The organism is Synechococcus sp. A15-62 (assembly GCF_014280075.1).
GTDB lineage: Bacteria > Cyanobacteriota > Cyanobacteriia > PCC-6307 > Cyanobiaceae > Parasynechococcus.
Genome location: NZ_CP047950.1, coordinates 2,064,924 through 2,081,661, shown reverse-complemented (window position 1 = coordinate 2,081,661; position 16,738 = coordinate 2,064,924). Strand labels below are relative to the sequence as shown.

Annotated in this window: 21 protein-coding genes; 12 read left to right on the top strand and 9 right to left on the bottom strand. The window is 65.6% G+C overall.

The genetic code is table 11. The features are described from left to right. Positions 1-3: 3 nt before the first annotated feature. A complete protein-coding gene (gene grxC / locus SynA1562_RS11875) occupies positions 4-261 on the top strand; it encodes a glutaredoxin 3 (RefSeq protein ID WP_038552616.1) in 258 nt (85 codons plus the stop codon). 3 nt (positions 262-264) lie between these two features. Continuing rightward, complete coding sequence (gene gshB / locus SynA1562_RS11870; protein ID WP_186494013.1) at positions 265-1,188, top strand: glutathione synthase; 924 nt, start codon at positions 265-267, stop codon at positions 1,186-1,188. On the opposite strand, the gene SynA1562_RS11865 is transcribed toward gshB, so the two are convergent. Further along, on the bottom strand, positions 1,155-2,558 hold the full coding sequence (locus SynA1562_RS11865; RefSeq protein WP_186494012.1) for an isochorismate synthase MenF: 1,404 nt from the start codon (positions 2,556-2,558) through the stop codon (positions 1,155-1,157). The two genes, gshB and SynA1562_RS11865, sit on opposite strands and share 34 nt — an antisense overlap. A 70-nt stretch (positions 2,559-2,628) precedes the next feature. Here SynA1562_RS11865 and menA point away from each other — a divergent pair, with 70 nt between their 5' ends. Genes menA through SynA1562_RS11850 form a run of 3 tightly spaced genes read left to right on the top strand, consistent with a single transcriptional unit; the run spans position 2,629 to position 5,701 of the window. After that, positions 2,629-3,573: a 2-carboxy-1,4-naphthoquinone phytyltransferase gene (gene menA / locus SynA1562_RS11860; RefSeq protein WP_186495432.1), complete on the top strand. Its 945-nt coding sequence runs from the start codon at positions 2,629-2,631 to the stop codon at positions 3,571-3,573. Continuing rightward, the gene (menC, locus tag SynA1562_RS11855; RefSeq protein ID WP_186494011.1) at positions 3,570-4,538 is read left to right on the top strand and encodes an o-succinylbenzoate synthase; all 969 of its coding nucleotides are present in this window, start codon (positions 3,570-3,572) and stop codon (positions 4,536-4,538) included. The genes menA and menC overlap by 4 nt, the downstream gene beginning before the upstream one ends. Continuing rightward, positions 4,535-5,701, top strand: a complete 1,167-nt coding sequence (locus tag SynA1562_RS11850; protein ID WP_186494010.1) for an AMP-binding protein — start codon at positions 4,535-4,537, stop codon at positions 5,699-5,701. Before menC ends, SynA1562_RS11850 begins: the two co-directional genes overlap by 4 nt. On the opposite strand, the gene SynA1562_RS11845 is transcribed toward SynA1562_RS11850, so the two are convergent. Next, positions 5,672-6,121, bottom strand: a complete 450-nt coding sequence (locus SynA1562_RS11845; RefSeq protein WP_186494009.1) for a thioesterase family protein — start codon at positions 6,119-6,121, stop codon at positions 5,672-5,674. The genes SynA1562_RS11850 and SynA1562_RS11845 overlap by 30 nt on opposite strands. A 59-nt stretch (positions 6,122-6,180) precedes the next feature. Between SynA1562_RS11845 and SynA1562_RS11840 the strand changes: the two genes are divergently transcribed. After that, positions 6,181-6,858, top strand: a complete 678-nt coding sequence (locus tag SynA1562_RS11840; RefSeq protein WP_186494008.1) for a hypothetical protein — start codon at positions 6,181-6,183, stop codon at positions 6,856-6,858. Positions 6,859-6,862: 4 nt separating this feature from the next. Here SynA1562_RS11840 and SynA1562_RS11835 read toward each other — a convergent pair whose 3' ends face one another. Further along, positions 6,863-7,225: a DUF2752 domain-containing protein gene (locus SynA1562_RS11835; protein ID WP_186494007.1), complete on the bottom strand. Its 363-nt coding sequence runs from the start codon at positions 7,223-7,225 to the stop codon at positions 6,863-6,865. A gap of 24 nt (positions 7,226-7,249) precedes the next feature. After that, positions 7,250-8,434, bottom strand: coding sequence for an NAD(P)H-quinone oxidoreductase subunit H (locus tag SynA1562_RS11830; RefSeq protein ID WP_115009907.1), 1,185 nt, complete (start codon positions 8,432-8,434; stop codon positions 7,250-7,252). Positions 8,435-8,488: 54 nt separating this feature from the next. Between SynA1562_RS11830 and rsmH the strand changes: the two genes are divergently transcribed. After that, positions 8,489-9,373, top strand: coding sequence for a 16S rRNA (cytosine(1402)-N(4))-methyltransferase RsmH (gene rsmH, locus SynA1562_RS11825; RefSeq protein ID WP_186494006.1), 885 nt, complete (start codon positions 8,489-8,491; stop codon positions 9,371-9,373). On the opposite strand, the gene SynA1562_RS11820 is transcribed toward rsmH, so the two are convergent. From SynA1562_RS11820 to SynA1562_RS11810, 3 genes are read right to left on the bottom strand one after another with little or no spacing between them, the layout of a single operon-like run. Next, positions 9,370-9,534: a hypothetical protein gene (locus SynA1562_RS11820; RefSeq protein WP_186494005.1), complete on the bottom strand. Its 165-nt coding sequence runs from the start codon at positions 9,532-9,534 to the stop codon at positions 9,370-9,372. The genes rsmH and SynA1562_RS11820 overlap by 4 nt on opposite strands. A 12-nt stretch (positions 9,535-9,546) precedes the next feature. Beyond that, positions 9,547-10,179: a hypothetical protein gene (locus tag SynA1562_RS11815; RefSeq protein WP_186494004.1), complete on the bottom strand. Its 633-nt coding sequence runs from the start codon at positions 10,177-10,179 to the stop codon at positions 9,547-9,549. Positions 10,180-10,212: 33 nt separating this feature from the next. Beyond that, positions 10,213-11,277 carry a cysteine desulfurase family protein gene (locus SynA1562_RS11810; protein ID WP_370593210.1) on the bottom strand — a complete coding sequence of 355 codons (1,065 nt, stop codon included), beginning with the start codon at positions 11,275-11,277 and terminating at the stop codon, positions 10,213-10,215. Positions 11,278-11,360: 83 nt separating this feature from the next. Between SynA1562_RS11810 and SynA1562_RS11805 the strand changes: the two genes are divergently transcribed. Genes SynA1562_RS11805 through SynA1562_RS11795 form a run of 3 tightly spaced genes read left to right on the top strand, consistent with a single transcriptional unit; the run spans position 11,361 to position 13,633 of the window. Then, entirely contained in the window at positions 11,361-11,912 is a 552-nt protein-coding gene (locus SynA1562_RS11805; RefSeq protein ID WP_186494003.1) for a hypothetical protein, read from the top strand. 39 nt (positions 11,913-11,951) lie between these two features. Then, on the top strand, positions 11,952-12,689 hold the full coding sequence (locus SynA1562_RS11800) for a response regulator transcription factor (RefSeq protein WP_186494002.1): 738 nt from the start codon (positions 11,952-11,954) through the stop codon (positions 12,687-12,689). Next, the gene (locus tag SynA1562_RS11795; RefSeq protein WP_186494001.1) at positions 12,686-13,633 is read left to right on the top strand and encodes an RNA pseudouridine synthase; all 948 of its coding nucleotides are present in this window, start codon (positions 12,686-12,688) and stop codon (positions 13,631-13,633) included. The genes SynA1562_RS11800 and SynA1562_RS11795 overlap by 4 nt, the downstream gene beginning before the upstream one ends. Here SynA1562_RS11795 and bchM read toward each other — a convergent pair. Together bchM and SynA1562_RS11785 are read right to left on the bottom strand one after the other, a co-directional pair. Then, positions 13,597-14,310 (bottom strand): magnesium protoporphyrin IX methyltransferase, encoded by a 714-nt coding sequence (gene bchM / locus SynA1562_RS11790; protein WP_186494000.1) that lies wholly within the window; start codon positions 14,308-14,310, stop codon positions 13,597-13,599. The genes SynA1562_RS11795 and bchM overlap by 37 nt on opposite strands. A gap of 27 nt (positions 14,311-14,337) precedes the next feature. Further along, positions 14,338-15,525 carry an N-acetylglucosamine-6-phosphate deacetylase gene (locus SynA1562_RS11785; RefSeq protein ID WP_255445666.1) on the bottom strand — a complete coding sequence of 396 codons (1,188 nt, stop codon included), beginning with the start codon at positions 15,523-15,525 and terminating at the stop codon, positions 14,338-14,340. Positions 15,526-15,536: 11 nt separating this feature from the next. On the opposite strand from SynA1562_RS11785, the gene purE reads away from it, so the two are divergent. After that, positions 15,537-16,091 (top strand): 5-(carboxyamino)imidazole ribonucleotide mutase, encoded by a 555-nt coding sequence (gene purE, locus SynA1562_RS11780; protein ID WP_186493999.1) that lies wholly within the window; start codon positions 15,537-15,539, stop codon positions 16,089-16,091. Continuing rightward, positions 16,088-16,717, top strand: a complete 630-nt coding sequence (locus SynA1562_RS11775) for an oxidoreductase (RefSeq protein WP_186493998.1) — start codon at positions 16,088-16,090, stop codon at positions 16,715-16,717. The genes purE and SynA1562_RS11775 overlap by 4 nt, the downstream gene beginning before the upstream one ends. Positions 16,718-16,738: the final 21 nt, after the last annotated feature.

Genomic DNA, 16,738 nt, shown 5'->3' with positions numbered 1-16,738 from the left:
GCAATGGCCAAGGTTGAGATCTACACCTGGCGTACCTGCCCGTTCTGCGTCCGCGCCAAGGGGCTCTTGGATCGCAAGGGAGTGAGTTACACCGAACACAGCGTGGATGGCGATGAGCCCGCTCGGGATGCCATGGCGGCCCGGGGTGATGGTCGCCGCAGTGTTCCGCAGGTGTACATCGATGACCGCCACATCGGCGGTTGCGATGACCTCCACGCTCTGGATCGTGCCGGTGAGCTTGATGCGCTGCTGAAGGCCTGATCAATGCGCCAGCTGTTCGTTCTGGATCCGCTGGGGCAGATCAATCCAGCCAAGGATTCCACCGCTGCACTGATGCAGGCCGCCCATCGCGCTGGCGATGAGGTGTGGGCCTGCACGCCCTCCGATTTGATTGCGCGGGGCGATGAACCCCTTGCGATTGCCTTGCCGGTGACCCCGGAGCCTTGGATCACGCTTGGGGTGGCGGAGCGTCAGGCCCTGGCTGGATTTGACGTGATCTGGATGCGGAAGGACCCGCCTGTGGATGAGGCGTATCTGTACGCCACCCATCTGTTGGAGGTAGCCGAGCGCGCTGGAGTCCGGGTGCTCAATCGCCCCAGCGCGCTGCGCAGCTGGAACGAAAAGCTGGGGGCCTTGCGTTTCAGCCGTTGGATGGCTCCCACGCTTGTGGCTGGGCGGGTGGCTGAGCTGCTGTTGTTTGCCCAGGAGCAGCAGGAGATCGTGCTCAAACCCCTGGGGGGTCGTGCAGGCCTGGGGGTGATTCGGGTCAACGGCCAGTCGCCGGGCTTGAAGGCCCTGCTGGAACTGGTGACCGAGCAGGAACGCTTGCCGGTGATGGCCCAGGCCTTTCTGCCGTCCGTGAGCGAAGGTGACAAACGCATCCTGCTGGTGGATGGTGACCCCCTGGGGGCGATTAACCGGCGTCCTTCAGCCGGAGAATTCCGCAGCAATCTGGCCGTGGGTGGCCAGGCGGAAGCCACAGAACTCACCGAGCGGGAACGTCAGATCTGCGCTGCCCTGGCCCCGGCGCTGCGGGCGGAAGGGTTGTTCTTCGTTGGCATCGACGTGATCGGCGGGATGCTCAGCGAAATCAACGTCACCAGCCCCACGGGGGTGCGGGAAGTGGAGCGGCTGATGAACCAACCCCTGGCGGATCAGACGATCGAGCGGTTGCGCGCGTTGGTCTGAAGTTCCAGCTGGTCCGCCAGCACCGCCAGCTTCAGCCCCACTTCCTGCAGCTCGCGCTCGGCAACGGACCCCCGCACCAGGCCGGCTCCGGCGGTCAGGTCCAGCTCGCAGCCGCGGGCATGACCGCAGCGGATCGCCACCCGTAGTTCCGCATCACCGGCGCTGTCGATCCAACCGATCGGCGCCGCATAACTGCCCCGTTCAAACGGCTCGAGGGTTCGCAGCCAGGCCATTGCGTCGCGGCGTGGCAACCCGGCAACGGCGGGGGTGGGATGCAGCTGTTCGGCCAGCGCCAGCACGGGCTGACCATGGGTTTCCGCTGTGATTGGGGTGTGCAGGTGGGTGAGGTTGCCGTGGCGGGCCAGTTGGGGTTGGCGGCGGCGGCGGGGGGTCAACCCGTTGCGGCGCAGTTGGTCAGTGATGGTTTCCACCACCAGTTCGTGTTCGCGGCGGTCTTTGTCGGAGCGCAGCAGCTGCGCCCCGGAATCCCCTTGACCCGCCGTGCCGGCCAGGGCATCACTGCGCAGCCATCCGGCGCGCAGGCTGAGCAGCCGTTCCGGTGAGGCACCGAAGAAGGCATCCCCGGCATGGCGCTGCCAGAGGAAGCGGCAGCTGCCGGCTTGCTGCCGCCGCAGCCGTTTCAACAGCGGTAAGGGGTCGAAGGTATCGGCCAGAACGATGCGGTGTCGCACCGCCAGCACCAGTTTGTGCAGGTCGCCGCTGTTGACCAGATCAATGCCGCGGGTGAGGGCTGTTGCATAGCGCTGCCGCCAGGTTTCCGGTTCTGATGCCACCAGCGCCTGGGGCGTGAGCCGGGTTGGCGTGGCCGGCGTCATGAGCAGCTGTTCGTGCTTGAGCCAGAGCTGTTCCGCCAGCTCGCGGCAGTCCGCTGCACTGCTCACGACCCCATTCAGCCGCAGCCAGCCTCGGCGTCCCTGACGGCTGAGCTGCCAACGGGGCAGCACCGCCTGCACCGATGGCACCACCGCTTCACTGCGGCGTCGCTCACTCACCTGATCGAAGAAGCGGAAGCGCAGCAGCACCCGAGGCCGCGCATGGGCTGGGCTGTCCGGTGCTGTGTCGTGCAGGCGGCTGAGGCAGAGGTCGGCGAAGCGCTGGGCCTGCTCAAAGCGACGGCTGCCGGCCAGCTCCAGTTCTTGGCAGGGCCCTGCGGCAGCCAGGCAGAGGCCCGGCGCGCTGTCCCACAGCACCTGCAGGCTTTCCTGTTCCGCCAGCTGCGGCAAGGCCAGAAGCGGGTCGATCCCTTCGATCGGCAGGGCCAGGCTGAGCAGCGCTTCATCGCCGTCACAGCCCAACCAACCCCGCTGGGCAGCGGAGAGGAGGGTGCTGAAACAACAATCAGCCGACATCCGCGGCGTTTCCGGCCAGGGTTACTGCTCAAATGTATGGGTCTTCGCCCTGCGGGAACGGGTTCTGTCCATGTCTGAGCCGCAGGCTGTCGCATCCCGTTACGCCGATCGGCGCCGTTTGTGGAAGGCAGCGATCAAGTGGCCGATGTATTCCGTCGCGGTGATGCCCGTGCTGCTGGCGGCTGGATGGCAGTTCGGGGTGGCGGGCTCGCTGCGATGGCTGCAGCTGGGGGGCTTTGTGCTGGCGGCCATCCTGCTGCTGCTCTGGGAAAACCTCAGCAACGATGTTTTTGATGCAGCCACGGGTGTGGATGCCACCGGCAAGCCCCATTCCGTGGTGAATCTCACCGGCCGCAGGGACCGTGTCACCCAGGGGTCGACCGCTGCGCTGGTGCTCGGGTTGCTGGTGATGGCCGGGTTGGCCTGGAACAGCAGCGGTGCGGTGCTGGCCCTGGTGCTGGTCTGCTGCGGTTTGGGTTACATGTACCAGGGTCCTCCATTTCGCCTGGGCTACCGCGGCCTGGGTGAGCCCCTGTGCTGGTTGGCCTTTGGGCCCTTCGCCACCGCAGCGGCCCTGGTGGTGTTGCAACCGAGGGGCACGGCGTCAATTCCTTGGGGCACCGCCTTGATCTTGGGGGCAGGTCCCGCCCTGGCGACCACCCTGGTGTTGTTCTGCTCCCACTTCCATCAGGTGGAGGAGGATGCCGCCCACGGCAAACGGTCCCCAGTGGTGCGTCTGGGCACGGCCCGGGCAGCGGCCTTGGTGCCCTGGTTTGTGGCCCTGACGCTGGCGCTGGAGTGGGTGCCCGTGCTGCATGGGGACTGGCCTCCGACGGTGTTGTTGAGCGCTCTTGGCCTTCCTGCCGGCGTGCAGCTGATGCGTTTGCTCCAGCGCCATCACGACCGGCCGGAGCTGATCAGCGGCAGCAAATTTCTGGCCTTGCGCTTCCAGGGTTGGAATGGTCTGGGGCTGAGTGCGGGCCTGGCGCTGGCTCGTGTCTGGACCGGCGGATGACGCTCCGGTTGCAGCGTCGCCGCTTTCGCTTTGCCCTGCTGCAGCCCCTGCGCACGGCATCCGGCGAGCTGCGGGAGCGCTGTGGCTGGTTGCTGCGGCTTGATGACGAACATGGGGCCGTGGGCTGGGGCGAAGTGGCTCCGCTTCAGCCGCATCAGTTCACGGCCTGTGAGCACGCCCTCGCCGCGCTGCCGGACGTGCTTTCTCAGGCTCAGCTGGAGAGTGTGTTGCGGGAAACCCCGGGGCCGGTGGGTTTTGGCGTTGGTGCGGCACTGGCGGAGCTGCAGGGTGTGGTGGGCGTTGCTTCGCCCCAGGGCTGGCTGAAGGCTCCTGCCCCGGCGCTGTTGCTGCCGGCTGGCGAGGCGATGCTTTTGGCCCTGGAGGCTGCTGCGGCATCGATGGGTGGCCTGGAGCGCTGCACCTTCAAGTGGAAGGTGGCCACGCTGCCGGATGCTCTGGAGCGTCAGCTGCTCGAGCAGCTGCTCCAGCGGCTGCCGCCCACGGCCCGGTTGCGTCTGGATGCCAATGGCGGCTGGGATCGCAGCACGGCTGAGGCCTGGATGCAGCGGTTGCGCGATGACCCGCGCCTGGACTGGTTGGAGCAACCGCTGCCGGTGGAGGATCAAGCCGGCCTGGATCAGTTGGCAGCGCTGGGGCCGGTGGCCCTCGATGAATCCCTCGACCAGCACCCCGAGCTGCGCCGCAGCTGGAGCGGCTGGCAGGTGCGGCGGCCTGCGCTGGAGGGTGATCCCCGCATGTTGTTGCAGGAGCTGCAGGAGGGACTGCCCCAACGGATGCTGAGCACGGCGTTTGAAACCGGCATCGGTCGGCGCTGGCTGGAGCATCTGGCCGGGCTTCAGGCCCAGGGGCCCACGCCGGCGGCACCGGGCCTGGCCCCCGGCTGGACGCCAACGGGGCCGATGTTCTCCAACGATCCAGAGCAGGTCTGGGCCGCGGCGGCATGAGCGAGTTCGAGCGGCTGGAGCAGGGGCTGGCGGCAGGGCAGTGGGTGTCCCTGTCGCCGGAGGCGGAAGCGGCCCCCATCGCTCAATTGCCGCCGGGGCCAGGGGTGGTGGTGCGCAGTGGTGGCAGCAGTGGCGGCAGCCGTTGCTGCGCCCAGCCGTCGCTGCATTTGGACCGTTCGGCCGCCGCCACCGCCCATTGGTTGACGGGCATTGGCGTTGACCCCGCCTCCACCCTGCTGCTCAATCCACTGCCGCTGGCCCATGTGAGTGGTCTGATGCCCTGGTGGCGCTCCCGCTGCTGGGGCGTGGGGCATCAGCAGCTGCCGGCAGGGTTGATGAAAACCCCCACCGAATTGCTTGCGTTTTGCCAGGGCCTGCCCGCTTGGGGCAAGAACCCTGCAGTGCTGTCCTTGGTGCCCACGCAGCTGGCGCGGCTGCTGGCCCATCCCGATGGGGTGGCCTTTTTGCAGCAGCTGCAGGTGATCTGGATCGGTGGCGCTGCTCTCCCGGCTCCGTTGGCGGAGCAGGCACGTGTGTTGCAGCTGCCGCTGGCTCCTTGTTATGGCTCAACGGAGACGGCGGCGATGGTGGCGGCGCTGCCTCCGGAGCGTTTTTTGGCTGGCGAGCCTGGCTGTGGGGACCCGCTGATGGATGTGGAACTGCGGCTCGCCACGGATGGGGCGCTTCAGGTGCGCACCGATCGCTTGGCCCTGGGCCGTTGGTGGGTGGATCAGCCGGATCGGTGGGAATCGCTCAGGGATGCCGATGGCTGGTGGCGCTCCGGGGATCAGGCCGCGTTGTCCCCTGGTCTCCAGATTGCAGGCCGAATCGATGGCGCCATTCACTCCGGTGGCGAAACCGTGTTCCCCGAGCAGCTGGAGGAGCGCTTGATGGCGGCGCTGCAGGCGGCATCGCTCCCGGTGAACGCCGTGCTTCTCCTTGGTGTGGACGATCCGGAGTGGGGGCAGCGGCTGGTGGCCCTGGTGGGCAGCTCTGACGCTGCGGTGCTGCAGCGCCTTGAGCTGCTGACGCGGCCCTGGCCAGCGGCGGAAACGCCGCGGCGCTGGTTGTTGTGTCCCGACCTGGCCCCCAATGCGCTGGGGAAATGGCATCGCCAGCGCTGGCGGGAGTGGTTAGAGCGGTTGGATGCGGCCGAGGCTTGATGCTTCCAGCCAACGGTCCACCCCATCGGGCAGGGCACAACGGCGCCGGGTGCTGGCGTCGATGGCCACATGGCGCAGGCAGCCTGAGGCCACCAGCTGCTCGTCCAGCAGCACCCGGCTGTTCACCACAAAACTGCTGGGATCGAGCCGTTCCGGTTTCAGGCGGATCAGCAGCTTGTCGCCCACCTGCACCGGGGCGCGGTAATCGGCATGGCAGTGCACGATCGGCAACGCCACGCTCGGTTGCTCTCCGCGGCCGCCGGGAAAAACCGATCCCGCTGTTAAGCCAAAGCGTTCCAGGCTTTCCTCCCAGGCCTGGTGGCACCAGCCCAGCAGCTGCTGAAAGTGCATCACGCCGGCGGCGTCGGTGTCGCTGAAGCGCACGGTTCGGCTCAGCTCCAGCCAGGGGGCAGAGGTCATGGCGATGTGTTGTTCGAGCCGGTGCCGACTGTCACCCTGACAGAAATCCCGCCTGAAGCATGGCCGCGCCGATCGCTCATGAGCCCCCGTCCATTCAGAAGGCCTGGCAGGCCTTCCTGCAGCACATTCCCGTGGTGCTGGTGAGCTGGGTGGGCTCCATCGTGCTGTCGCTGTTGGCTGTTCTGGTCTATGGCCTCACCCTCGTTGTGGTGTCCGCGATCCTTGGCAGCAGCGATGCGGCAGTGGGGCTCGGGGCGGTGCTCGCCCAACTGGTTCAGCTGCCTCTCTCGATCCTCGCCAGCCTTCTATCGGTGCTGTTGGTGGCTGTTCCTGCCCTCTACTACGAGCGCGGGGAGGTGGTGACGATTTCAGTGGCTGCTCAGTTGCTCAGCGGCCGTTGGTGGCGTTACGTCCTGGCGGGGCTGTTCTTTTCGCTGGTCACCACCATGGGTTTTCTGCTCTGCATCCTTCCCGGGCTTGCGGTGGCTTTGGTCACGCCGGTGTTCGTCAATCGCATCTTCGTTACCGAGATGAGCATCGGTGAAGCCTTTGCCAACTCGTTCCAGGTGGTCTACCGCTCGCAGAACGGCTTGAGCTTTGTGGGCCTAGAGGTGTTGGTGGGCATCGTTGTGGGGCTGCTCGCTCTGCTGACCTGTGGTCTGGGCGGCTTTGTGGTGATTCCCATGGCTAGCTTCTTCCTTCAGAACGTCGCCTATGAGCGCGGCCTGTTGCGCTGAGCGCTCAGCCGCTGGGCCAGCCGTTGGTGCTCAGGCGCAGCAGCCAGTAGCTGATCAACCCTCCACCAACAAGCGGAAGGGGCCAGAGGGGCAGGCCCCTGGGGATGAGGCGTCGTTGCTGGAGGGCCACCACACTCCAGAGCACCAGCACAACGGCAACAACTGGGCCGAAGAGATGCCATTGCAGTGATCCGCTCAGATCACCGGTGAGGGCTGCCGCAGTTGCACGGGTGAGAAAGCAGGTGGGGCAGGGCACGCCGGTGAGGGCCCTCAGCGGACATCCAAGGCCTGGAAGGCCTGGATGAAGGCCCTTGAGCCACAACGCGCCGGTCAGGGTCGCGGGTATCAGGTAGCCCGCGCGTTGCAACCGCCGCAGAAAACGATTCAGAGATCAGCGATCCACCGATCCCATGATCACGTCGATGGAACCGAGGATGGCCATGATGTCGGCAACCTTGTGTCCCTTGAGGATGTGGGGAAGGATCTGCAAGTTGTTGCTGTCAGCAGCGCGGATCTTGAATCGCCAGGGGGTGACGTCGTTGTTGCCCTGGATGAACACGCCGATCTCGCCCTTGCCCGACTCCAGCCGGGTGTACAGCTCGCCGTTGGGGATCTTGAAGGTGGGCGCCACCTTCTTGGCTACGTACTGGAAGTCGAAACCGGCGGCGTCGCTGCCCTTGCCTTCGTTGAGTCGCTTGGCCTCGAGGTTTTCGGTGGGGCCGCCTGGGATCATGTCGCAGGCCTGGCGCAGGATCTTGAGCGACTGGCGCATTTCTTCGATGCGCACGCGGTAGCGGGCGTAGCAGTCGCCTTCCTTCTCCCAGGCCACCTGCCAGTCGAAATCGTCGTAGCACTCGTAGTGATCCACTTTGCGCAGATCCCAGGGCACACCGGAAGCGCGCAGCATCGGACCGGAGAGGCTCCAGTTGATGGCGTCTTCCTTCTCGATCGTTCCCAGGCCTTCAATCCGGCGCCGGAAAATCGGGTTGTTGGTGATCAGCTTTTCGTATTCATCGATCTTGGGGCCGAACCAGTCGCAGAAATCGCGGCACTTTTCAAGCCAGCCCCAGGGCAGGTCCGCGGCGACGCCGCCGATGCGGAAATAGTTGTTGTTGATCAGCCGCTGGCCGGTGGCGGCTTCCCAGAGGTCGTAGATCATCTCCCGCTCGCGGAAGATGTAGAAGAACGGGGTCTGGGCACCCACGTCAGCAAGGAAGGGTCCAAGCCAGAGCAGGTGATTGGCGATGCGGTTGAGTTCCAGCATCAGCACCCGGATGTAGCTCGCCCGCTTGGGCACTGGGATATTCGCCAGTTTTTCCGGGGCGTTCACCACGATCGCCTCGTAGAACATCCCCGCCGCGTAGTCCATGCGGCTCACGTAGGGCACGAACATCACGTTCGTGCGGTTCTCGGCGATCTTTTCCATGCCGCGATGGAGGTAACCGATCACCGGTTCGCAGTCGACCACGTCCTCTCCATCGAGGGTGACCACGAGCCGCAGCACCCCGTGCATGGAGGGGTGGTGGGGCCCGAAGTTCACCACCATGGGCTCCGTGCGCGTTTCCAGCTGCGTCATGGGAGCGGTGGTCCGATCGATGTGTAGATCTTAAGGAGTCTTCGCCTGTGGCTTGTGCCCCCCTTCAGCCATGTGCCCGTGCTGGCCGATGCGGTGCTGGATGCGGCCCGGCAGATTCCCCGTCCGGATGGCCTGTTGATCGATGCCACTCTCGGTGGCGGTGGCCACAGCGCTCTGTTGCTGGAACAGCATCCCGGCCTGCGATTGATCGGTTTGGACCAGGACGCCACGGCCCGGGCCGCGGCCGCGGAGCGTCTGGCCTCCTTTGGCGATCGCGTCTCGATCGTGGCCACCAACTTTGCCGATTACGTGCCGCCAGAGCCCGCTGTGATGGTTCTGGCGGATCTGGGGGTGAGCAGCCCGCAGCTGGATGTGGCGGAGCGGGGCTTCAGTTTTCGCCTGGATGGTCCCTTGGACATGCGGATGAATGCCGCTGGTGAAGGGGAGACTGCGGCTGAGCTGATTGATCGCCTGGAGGAGAACGAGCTCGCGGATCTGATCTATGGCTACGGGGAGGAGCGGCTGTCCCGCCGCATCGCTCGGCGGATCAAAGCCGATCTCAAAGACAAGGGTTCCTATGACGGCACCGCGGCCTTGGCCTACGCCGTGGCCGGTTGCTATCCCCCCAAGGCGCGGCGGGGGCGGATTCATCCCGCCACCCGCACTTTTCAGGCCCTGCGGATTGCCGTGAACGATGAGTTGGGGGTGCTCGATCGCCTGCTCCAGCAAGCCCCTGACTGGCTCGAGCCCGAGGGGCTTCTGGGAATCATCAGCTTCCATTCCTTGGAAGACCGCCGAGTCAAAACCGCCTTTCTGCGCGATGAGCGCTTGCAACGGATCACCCGCAAGCCGGTGGTGGCCACCGAGCAGGAGGAGGAGGCCAATCCCCGCAGCCGCAGTGCCAAGTGGCGCGTGGCCCAGCGTCTGGTGGCTGCTTAGCGGCCGCTCATGAACCCGGCGGCATCGTCATCGCCGAACAATTGGCGGTAGGCGGAAGCAGTGAGGCCAGACACCACAGGAACGGCCGCCAGCAGGCCGAATCCGCAGGCTACAAAGCCCAGCGCCAAACCCCCCAGCTGCAGTGCCAGCAGGCCAAACACCGTCCACCAGTGCTACTGAACCGTGGTGAAGCCTGCTTGCAGGGCCTGGATGGGGCCGAGGCCCTTCATCACGGCCAGGTAGCCCAGAAAAGCCTGGTTCACCTGGATGTACAGGCTCAAGACACTGCCGAGGAATAGGAGCAGCATCGCGACGGGGCTGCTCAGCAGCTGCAATCCCAAAGCCTGGAGCGCAGCCAGCAACACCGGCAGTTGGCTGGGGTCTGACCCATCAGCTCCCACGCTCAGGCTCACCAGGTCCTCTACCAAGGGGCTCGCCTGCGCTGCATTCACCGCCAAGGCGAACGCTGCGCCGCTGATCAGTGTCAGCAACAGCCCCAGAACAAACTGACGGCTGAACAGGCGCCAAGTTGCTCCTGGATTGAGTTTGATCAGATCGCCAAAGGTCGGTTGTTTGCCCTGCAAGCCGAGCCAGACCCCGCGCATCAATCCGATCGAGACCCAGAGATTGATCAAACCGCTGGTCAGGCTGTTGGCGGGGGCGGGCAGCCAGTCGAGCGCCAGGTTGCAGCCGAAGCTGAGCAGCACAAAGCCCACAAATGGCCAAGGGCTGCGCCGGAACACCTGCCAACCGTCCTGCAGGGCCTGCCCTAAGGAAAGTCCTGTCGGGGAGGGGGTGGTGGCCATGGCGTCCAGGCAGCTGCGCGGACGTTAGGGAGCTCAAGCTTTGGTGGCAGCAACGGCGTCGCTGATTGCGGCGATGGCCTGATCCACATCGGTGGCTGTGGTGTCGCGCCCCAGGCTCAACCGCAACGAGGCTTCGGCTTCAGCGCGCGAGCGGCCGATCGCCTGGAGCACGTGGGATGGGGCGCCGTTGCTGCAGGCGGAGCCACTGCTGCAGGCCAGGTGGGGGCGCAGGGCCCGGTGCAGGCGGCTGCCGTTCACCCCGGGCAGGCTGATGTTGAGGTTGTGGGGAAGACGCGGCTGCAGGGCTCCATTGAGCAGCACCCCCGGGAGGCGCCGCTGCAGGCCCTCCCAGAGCTGATCGCGCAGCTTCTGAAGCCGGCTGTTGCGCTGATCTTGCTCCTGCAGAGCCAGGCGGGCGGCGGCGGCAAAGCCCACGATCAAGGCGGTGGGCAGGGTGCCGGCCCGGAGTCCCGACTCCTGGCCGCCCCCCCACTGCAGCGGTTCGATCGCGATGCCCTCCCGCAGCACCAGGGCACCGATGCCCTTGGGTCCGTAAAGCTTGTGGGCACTGAGGCTGAGCAGATCAACCCCCAGGGCATCGGGGTTGAGTGGCAAGGTTCCGAAGGCCTGGGCCCCATCGCTGTGCAGGGTGATGCCATGGCTGCGGCAGACAGCTCCCAGCTGCTCGAGCGGCTGAAGCACGCCGATTTCGTTGTTGGCTGCCATCACGCTCACCAGCCGCGTCTCAGGGGTGATCGCCGCCTCCAGCTGCTCGGGGCTGATCAGTCCATCGGGGCCTGGGGTCAGCAGGGTGACGCTGAACCCCTCCCGTTGCAGCTGCTGGAGCGGATCGAGCACGGCGTGGTGTTCGGTGGCCACGCTGATCAGATGCGCCTTGCCCAGGGCGCGGGCATGGCCCAGCAGCGCCAGGTTGTTGGCTTCGGTGGCGCCACTGGTGAACACCAGCCGTTCTGGGTTCACCCCCAAGGTCTCCGCCAACTGGCGCCGCGCCAGCTTCACCGCTGCAGAGGCGCTGAGGCCGAGCCGATGCTGCCGGCTGGAGGGATTGCCCCAGTCCGTACTCCAGAAGGGTGCCATCGCCTCCACCACCTCAGCCGCACAGGGGGTGGTGGCCTGGAAATCAAAGGCGAGAGCCGAGCCGCTCAGGACGATTCAGGCAGATGTTGCGATCATGGTGCTGCATTGCGAACAGCGCTGGCATGGGTCTGCGGATGCCGATGGCTCTCCTGGGTTTGGGGGGGCTGATTTGGGCGCAGCCCGTGAGTGGTTTCGATCGTGAGCAGGTGCTGGAGCGGATGCGCCAATCGCGGCCGGCTGATCTCAAGGTGTTGATCGAACGACCGGCCCCCGTTGGCACCCTGTCGATCGGGATCTATGGAGTCAAGCCAGCGCCGTCGAATCCCGACACCCGCAGCTACAGCTTGTGGGAGGAGTCGGCGTCGCATCTGAACGTTTATGTGGAGAGCGTCAATTGCTCCACAGAGAAGCCCTTGCGGGTGAAACGCACGCCATCGGCCGTTTATGTGCGCACCCTCAACCCCGGCGGTCCGATCACGGACGTGAACCGTGAGGATCACCTGGTGTGGTGGGCGGCCTGTGTGCCGGAGGTGGCGGGAACCGACCCTGCCACGTTGCGCCAGAAGGCTCTGGATCTGGGCTTTTCCACCCTGATACCCGAACAGCAGGAGCAGTTACCCGCACTGGCCCGTTGAGCGCGCGCTCCATACATTGCGCCCAGAGCGATTCCAGCCATGAGCGACGCGCCCACCCCCACTGCTGAATCCGCCGAGGTCGCGGCGCCCGCTCCGCGTCTGTTGCTGGTGGACGATGAGCCGGGCCTGCGCACGGCGGTGCAGGCCTACCTGGAAGACGAAGGCTTTGAGGTGACCACTGCCGTGGATGGGGAAGAAGGCTTCGCCAAGGCGCAGCAGATGCTGCCGGATGTGGTGATCAGCGACGTGATGATGCCGCGGCTGGATGGCTATGGCCTGCTGCAGAAGCTGCGCGCCGATGAACGGCTCGGAGGCACTCCGGTGATCTTCCTCACCGCCAAGGGGATGACGGCGGACCGCACTCAGGGCTACCTGGCCGGAGTGGACGACTACATCCCCAAGCCCTTCGATCCCGATGAGCTGGTGGCGCGGGTGCGCAACGTGGCCCAGCGCCAGCAACGGCTGTTGCAGGAAGCTGCGCGCTTTGCCGATACTGATATGGGTCAGATGGCCAAGCAGATCACTGAGATCCGCTCGCTGCTGGCCCAGGCCGAAGCGCTGCCTTCCACCGAGCCGGTGGTGCACAGCTTCACGCCGCGGGAGGCGAGTGTGCTCCAGCTGGTGGCGGAAGGATTGATGAATAAGGAGATTGCCCGCCAGTTGGAGACCTCGATCCGCAATGTGGAGAAATACGTGAGCCGGTTGTTCAACAAGACGGGCACCTCCAGCCGCACGGAACTGGTGCGCTACGCCCTGGAGCACCGTCTCGTGACTTGAAGCCGGCAGCGCTCAACGACGGCTGGACCTATCACGATCGTGTGCCGCGGGCCGCTGCCGGCACCTTGGTGAGCGATTGGTTGGCGGATCGCTATCGCCACTCCGATGCCGCAGTGTGGCAGCAGCGGATTGCGGCGGGCGAGCTGGATTGGAATGGAGCGCTGCTCTGCAGTGATCGAGCCTTGCAGGGCGGTGAGGCCCTCTCTTGGCGGCGTCCGCCCTGGCTGGAGGAGGCGATCCCGGATCAATGGGAGACGATCCACGACGACGGCGATCTGTTGGTGATCAACAAGCCCTCCGGCTTGCCGGTAATGCCCGGTGGGGGGTTCCTGCGCCACACGCTCACGGCCCTGCTCGAGCCCACAGGAGCCCGGCCGGTGCACCGCCTGGGGCGCTTCACCTCCGGTCTGCAGCTGTGTGCCCGCACGCCGCAAACGCGTGCCCTCTGGTCAGAGCAGTTCCGCCCCGACGGCGGTTGCCGCAAGGTGTATCAGGCCTGGAGTCAGCGAGTGCCCGGCTTGGAGTTGGGGCAGTGCCTGACGGTGAGCAGTGATGTGGTGGAACGGCCGCATCCGCTCTTGAGTTGGATCTGGGGGCCCGAACCGCTCAGCGATGCGCCGATCCGCAAACGGCTTTCCGCCCACTCCGAGCTGGAGCTGTTGGAGCGCACAGACGAGGGTGATCGCCTGCGGGTGACGATCACCACCGGCCGGCCCCATCAGATCCGCATTCATCTGGCGCAGCTGGGCAGTCCCTTGCTGGGGGATCCGCTGTACCTCCCGGATCGCGAGATTTCAGCAAGCGCAACCCCCGGTGATGGCGGCTATCGGCTGCATGCCTGGCGGCTTTCGGGTCTCCCTCACTTAGGGGACAAAATGTTCCAGGTGAATCCCCCAAGTGAGGGAGATCAGGCTTTGCGGAACTCGATTAAGCGGGAGAAATAGAAGGGGGCCTTGTTCAGGCTGCGGCGCACCAGCTTGAAGCCGCAGGCCTCGGCAGCTTTCACGATCCCGTCTTCTTTGAGGGTGTAGGCCCGGGTTGTTTTGCTGGGTCCGGGAAACAACTGGCCGATGCCCTTCAGCAGCGCCAGCAGCGGCGTGTAAGGCGCAAAGCTCACGATCAGGCGCTTTTCGGTGAGGCTGCAGAGGTGCTTCACCATCTCCTCGGCCGGTTGCTGGGGGTAGTGGATGAAAACATCCAGGCAGCACACCGTGTGGAAAGAGCCGCTAAGGCTTTCCAGGTCGCTGGCGAAGAAGTTCAGCTTGGCCATGTCGAGGCCGGCTTCGCGGGCACGGCGCTCCGCTTCCTGGGCCATGGCTTCGGAAATGTCGCTGGCGCTGATCGAGCCGGCACCCATCCCTGCCAAAGGAAGGCTGAGGCTGCCCACGCCGCAGCCCGCGTCGCAGAAGCTCGCCTGGCTGAGTTCACCGCTCTCCTTGATCCATGCCAGCACTTCATCCACGGTCTTCTGGTGGCCGATGCGGATGTTGCGCTGCACCTTGTTCACGTCATCGCTGTCGCTGTAGATGCGGTTCCAGCGGTCGAAACCCGTGGTTTCGAAGTAGCCCTTCACCTCCTTCTTCTCGGCCTGTTTCTGCTCCAGCAGCTGATCGGGGGCCATGGCGGAAGGGTTTGCGTCGGCGGGATCCTAAGCAGCGCAGGCCCAGTGCAGCTCACCCTCTTTCTGGTGCCAGCGCAGCAGCTGCGTCAGTGGCCGTCCCACCAGGGCGTCCATGCACCCTGTTGCATCGCCGATCACCCGCCTCGGTGCCACCGTGGCGCTCCAGATCGCCGCACTGGGGGCGTTACTCCAGTGGGCCAGACGTTTGACCCCCTCCAGTTGCGGCAGGGTCACCCCCGCCAGGGTGCCGTCCTCGAGGCGGCAGGTGCCGTTCTCCACCAGCAGCACTCGCTCATCCCAGCGGTGCTCTCCGTCGGCGAGGCCGTAGGGGGCCAGTGCATCGCTCACCAGCACCGTCTGCTCCGGCGCCAGCCGTTGCAACAGCACCGCCATTGTGGGGTGAACATGCACGCCATCGGCGATCAGCCCCAGGGCAACCCCTCCGCGCCGGCAGGCCTCCCCCAGTGGGCCCGGTGCCCGGTGGTGCAACCCCGGCATGGCATTGAAGGCATGGGTGAGCATGGCCACCCCCTGATCGAAACCGGTGCTGGCCTGTGCGGCCGTGGCGGCGCTATGGCCCAGGGCCACGCTGATGCCCAGCTCCTGCAGCCTCCCGATTACCGCATCGGCCCCCTCCAGTTCGGGGGCCAGGGTGACCAGAGCAATCTCCGTTTCGAACCCATCGATTCGTTCCTCGAGAGCCTCCAGGCTTGGGCTGGCCAGGTGTTCACGGGGATGGGCCCCGCGGCGGGCTTCGGCCAGAAATGGACCCTCCAGATGGGCCCCCAGCAGCCGACAAAGGCCTGGTCGGTGCAGGTCACGCGCCTGCCGCAGCACGGCCAAGGCCTGGCGCAGCGGCGCGATGCCGCAGGTCACCAGAGTCGGGGCGATTGCTTCGACCCCATCGCGCCATAACAGCTCGAGGAGTTGCTCCAGCCGGGGCAGATCCGCTTCGCTCAGTTCCGGGAAGGCCAGCCCCAACCCGCCGTTGATCTGCAGGTCAACACCCCGGGGGCTGAGCCAGTCGCCCTTCCAGTCCGCATCGGTTTGTTGCGCCACTTGTTGAGCCACGCCGCCCATCACGTCGATGCGGCAGATCAGCCCCTGGTCGTCGAGGTCGACGGCATAGCGCTGGTCTCCGTCCCCGGGCAGGGGGCCAGGCAAACGAACGTTGGTGATCCGGTGCATCAACGCAACACTGGCCTCGGCAGCCATCGGAGGAGACGATGGCAGTCTTGCCCCTCTGCGTTGTGCCGCCAGTGCTCCCCCGTGTTGCCGTTGTGATGGGCAGTGACTCTGACCTGCCCACCATGGAACCCGCCGCCGCCATCCTGCGCGAGCTGGGAGTGGAGGTGGATGTTCGGGTGCTCTCGGCCCACCGAACCCCTTTGGAGATGGTGAACTTCGCTCAAGCCGCCCGGGATAAGGGTTTTGGGGTGATCGTCGCCGGTGCCGGCGGGGCGGCCCATCTCCCCGGCATGGTGGCCGCCCTCACCACGCTGCCCGTGATCGGCGTGCCGGTGCAGAGCCGGGCGCTGTCCGGGGTCGATTCCCTCCACTCGATTGTGCAGATGCCGGGGGGGATTCCGGTGGCCACCGTCGCCATCGGTGGAGGCCTCAATGCCGGCTTGCTGGCAGCCCAGATCCTGTCAGTGGCCGACGCTGGCTTGGCCCGGAAACTTGAGGCCTACCGCAGCAGCCTCCACGATGCTGTGGTGGCCAAGGATGCGCGCCTGGCTGATCTGGGCAGCACGGATTACCTCTCCCAGATGACTTCATGAGTGTTCCTGTTCGTTCCACCCTGCGATCCACGCTGCTTTGGGCGGTGGTGCCGGCGGCCATTCTTTATGCGGTCGCCTTGGTCTGGAGTGGCGCTGAAGGCATCAGCGCCAAGCTGGTGCTGAAGGACTTGGCCCAGTCCTGCAAGGCCCCTCTCGGGGAAGGTTTTCTTTCCAGCGTGGGCTATCTGCTCTGGATGGCGGCGGCGGCCATTGCCTTGTTTGCGGCCTCCACTCGGCAGATCCAAGGCTCCGTTCTGAACCGTCAATTCGCCTTCTGCGGAGGTGGTTTCTCGCTCTGGCTCTGCCTCGACGACATGTTCCTGGTGCATGACCGCTACCTCGGTGAGGCGTTCCTCTACATCACCTACGCCTTCTTCACCGGACTGCTGTTGTTCCGCTTCCGTGGCCCCCTGCGGCGCTTCGGTGGCGACACCTTTCTGGTCTCCGTGGTGCTGTTGGGTCTGTCGGTTCTGACCGATGCCCTCCAGGGGCTGTGGCCGAATTCCTACGAGACGGTGCAGATCTTTGAGGAGGGTTTCAAGTTCCTCGGTATTGCCGCCTGGCTCAGTTTCTGGTGCCATTACGTCAGTTCCGCCTCCAAGCCGGCCTCCCTTGAGCAGCACTGATCGATTCGCGTCATCGTCTCG

Bases quoted from the DNA above. Each gene is read 5' to 3' on its own strand.
- grxC (WP_038552616.1), top strand. From the start codon at position 4: ATGGCCAAGGTTGAGATCTACACCTGGCGTACCTGCCCGTTCTGCGTC.
- gshB (WP_186494013.1), top strand. From the start codon at position 265: ATGCGCCAGCTGTTCGTTCTGGATCCGCTGGGGCAGATCAATCCAGCC.
- SynA1562_RS11865 (WP_186494012.1), bottom strand. From the start codon at position 2,558: ATGTCGGCTGATTGTTGTTTCAGCACCCTCCTCTCCGCTGCCCAGCGG.
- menA (WP_186495432.1), top strand. From the start codon at position 2,629: ATGTCTGAGCCGCAGGCTGTCGCATCCCGTTACGCCGATCGGCGCCGT.
- menC (WP_186494011.1), top strand. From the start codon at position 3,570: ATGACGCTCCGGTTGCAGCGTCGCCGCTTTCGCTTTGCCCTGCTGCAG.
- SynA1562_RS11850 (WP_186494010.1), top strand. From the start codon at position 4,535: ATGAGCGAGTTCGAGCGGCTGGAGCAGGGGCTGGCGGCAGGGCAGTGG.
- SynA1562_RS11845 (WP_186494009.1), bottom strand. From the start codon at position 6,121: ATGACCTCTGCCCCCTGGCTGGAGCTGAGCCGAACCGTGCGCTTCAGC.
- SynA1562_RS11840 (WP_186494008.1), top strand. From the start codon at position 6,181: ATGGCCGCGCCGATCGCTCATGAGCCCCCGTCCATTCAGAAGGCCTGG.
- SynA1562_RS11830 (WP_115009907.1), bottom strand. From the start codon at position 8,434: ATGACGCAGCTGGAAACGCGCACGGAGCCCATGGTGGTGAACTTCGGG.
- SynA1562_RS11815 (WP_186494004.1), bottom strand. From the start codon at position 10,179: ATGGCCACCACCCCCTCCCCGACAGGACTTTCCTTAGGGCAGGCCCTG.
- SynA1562_RS11810 (WP_370593210.1), bottom strand. From the start codon at position 11,277: ATGGCACCCTTCTGGAGTACGGACTGGGGCAATCCCTCCAGCCGGCAG.
- SynA1562_RS11805 (WP_186494003.1), top strand. From the start codon at position 11,361: ATGTTGCGATCATGGTGCTGCATTGCGAACAGCGCTGGCATGGGTCTG.
- SynA1562_RS11800 (WP_186494002.1), top strand. From the start codon at position 11,952: ATGAGCGACGCGCCCACCCCCACTGCTGAATCCGCCGAGGTCGCGGCG.
- bchM (WP_186494000.1), bottom strand. From the start codon at position 14,310: ATGGCCCCCGATCAGCTGCTGGAGCAGAAACAGGCCGAGAAGAAGGAG.
- SynA1562_RS11785 (WP_255445666.1), bottom strand. From the start codon at position 15,525: ATGGCTGCCGAGGCCAGTGTTGCGTTGATGCACCGGATCACCAACGTT.
- purE (WP_186493999.1), top strand. From the start codon at position 15,537: ATGGCAGTCTTGCCCCTCTGCGTTGTGCCGCCAGTGCTCCCCCGTGTT.
- SynA1562_RS11775 (WP_186493998.1), top strand. From the start codon at position 16,088: ATGAGTGTTCCTGTTCGTTCCACCCTGCGATCCACGCTGCTTTGGGCG.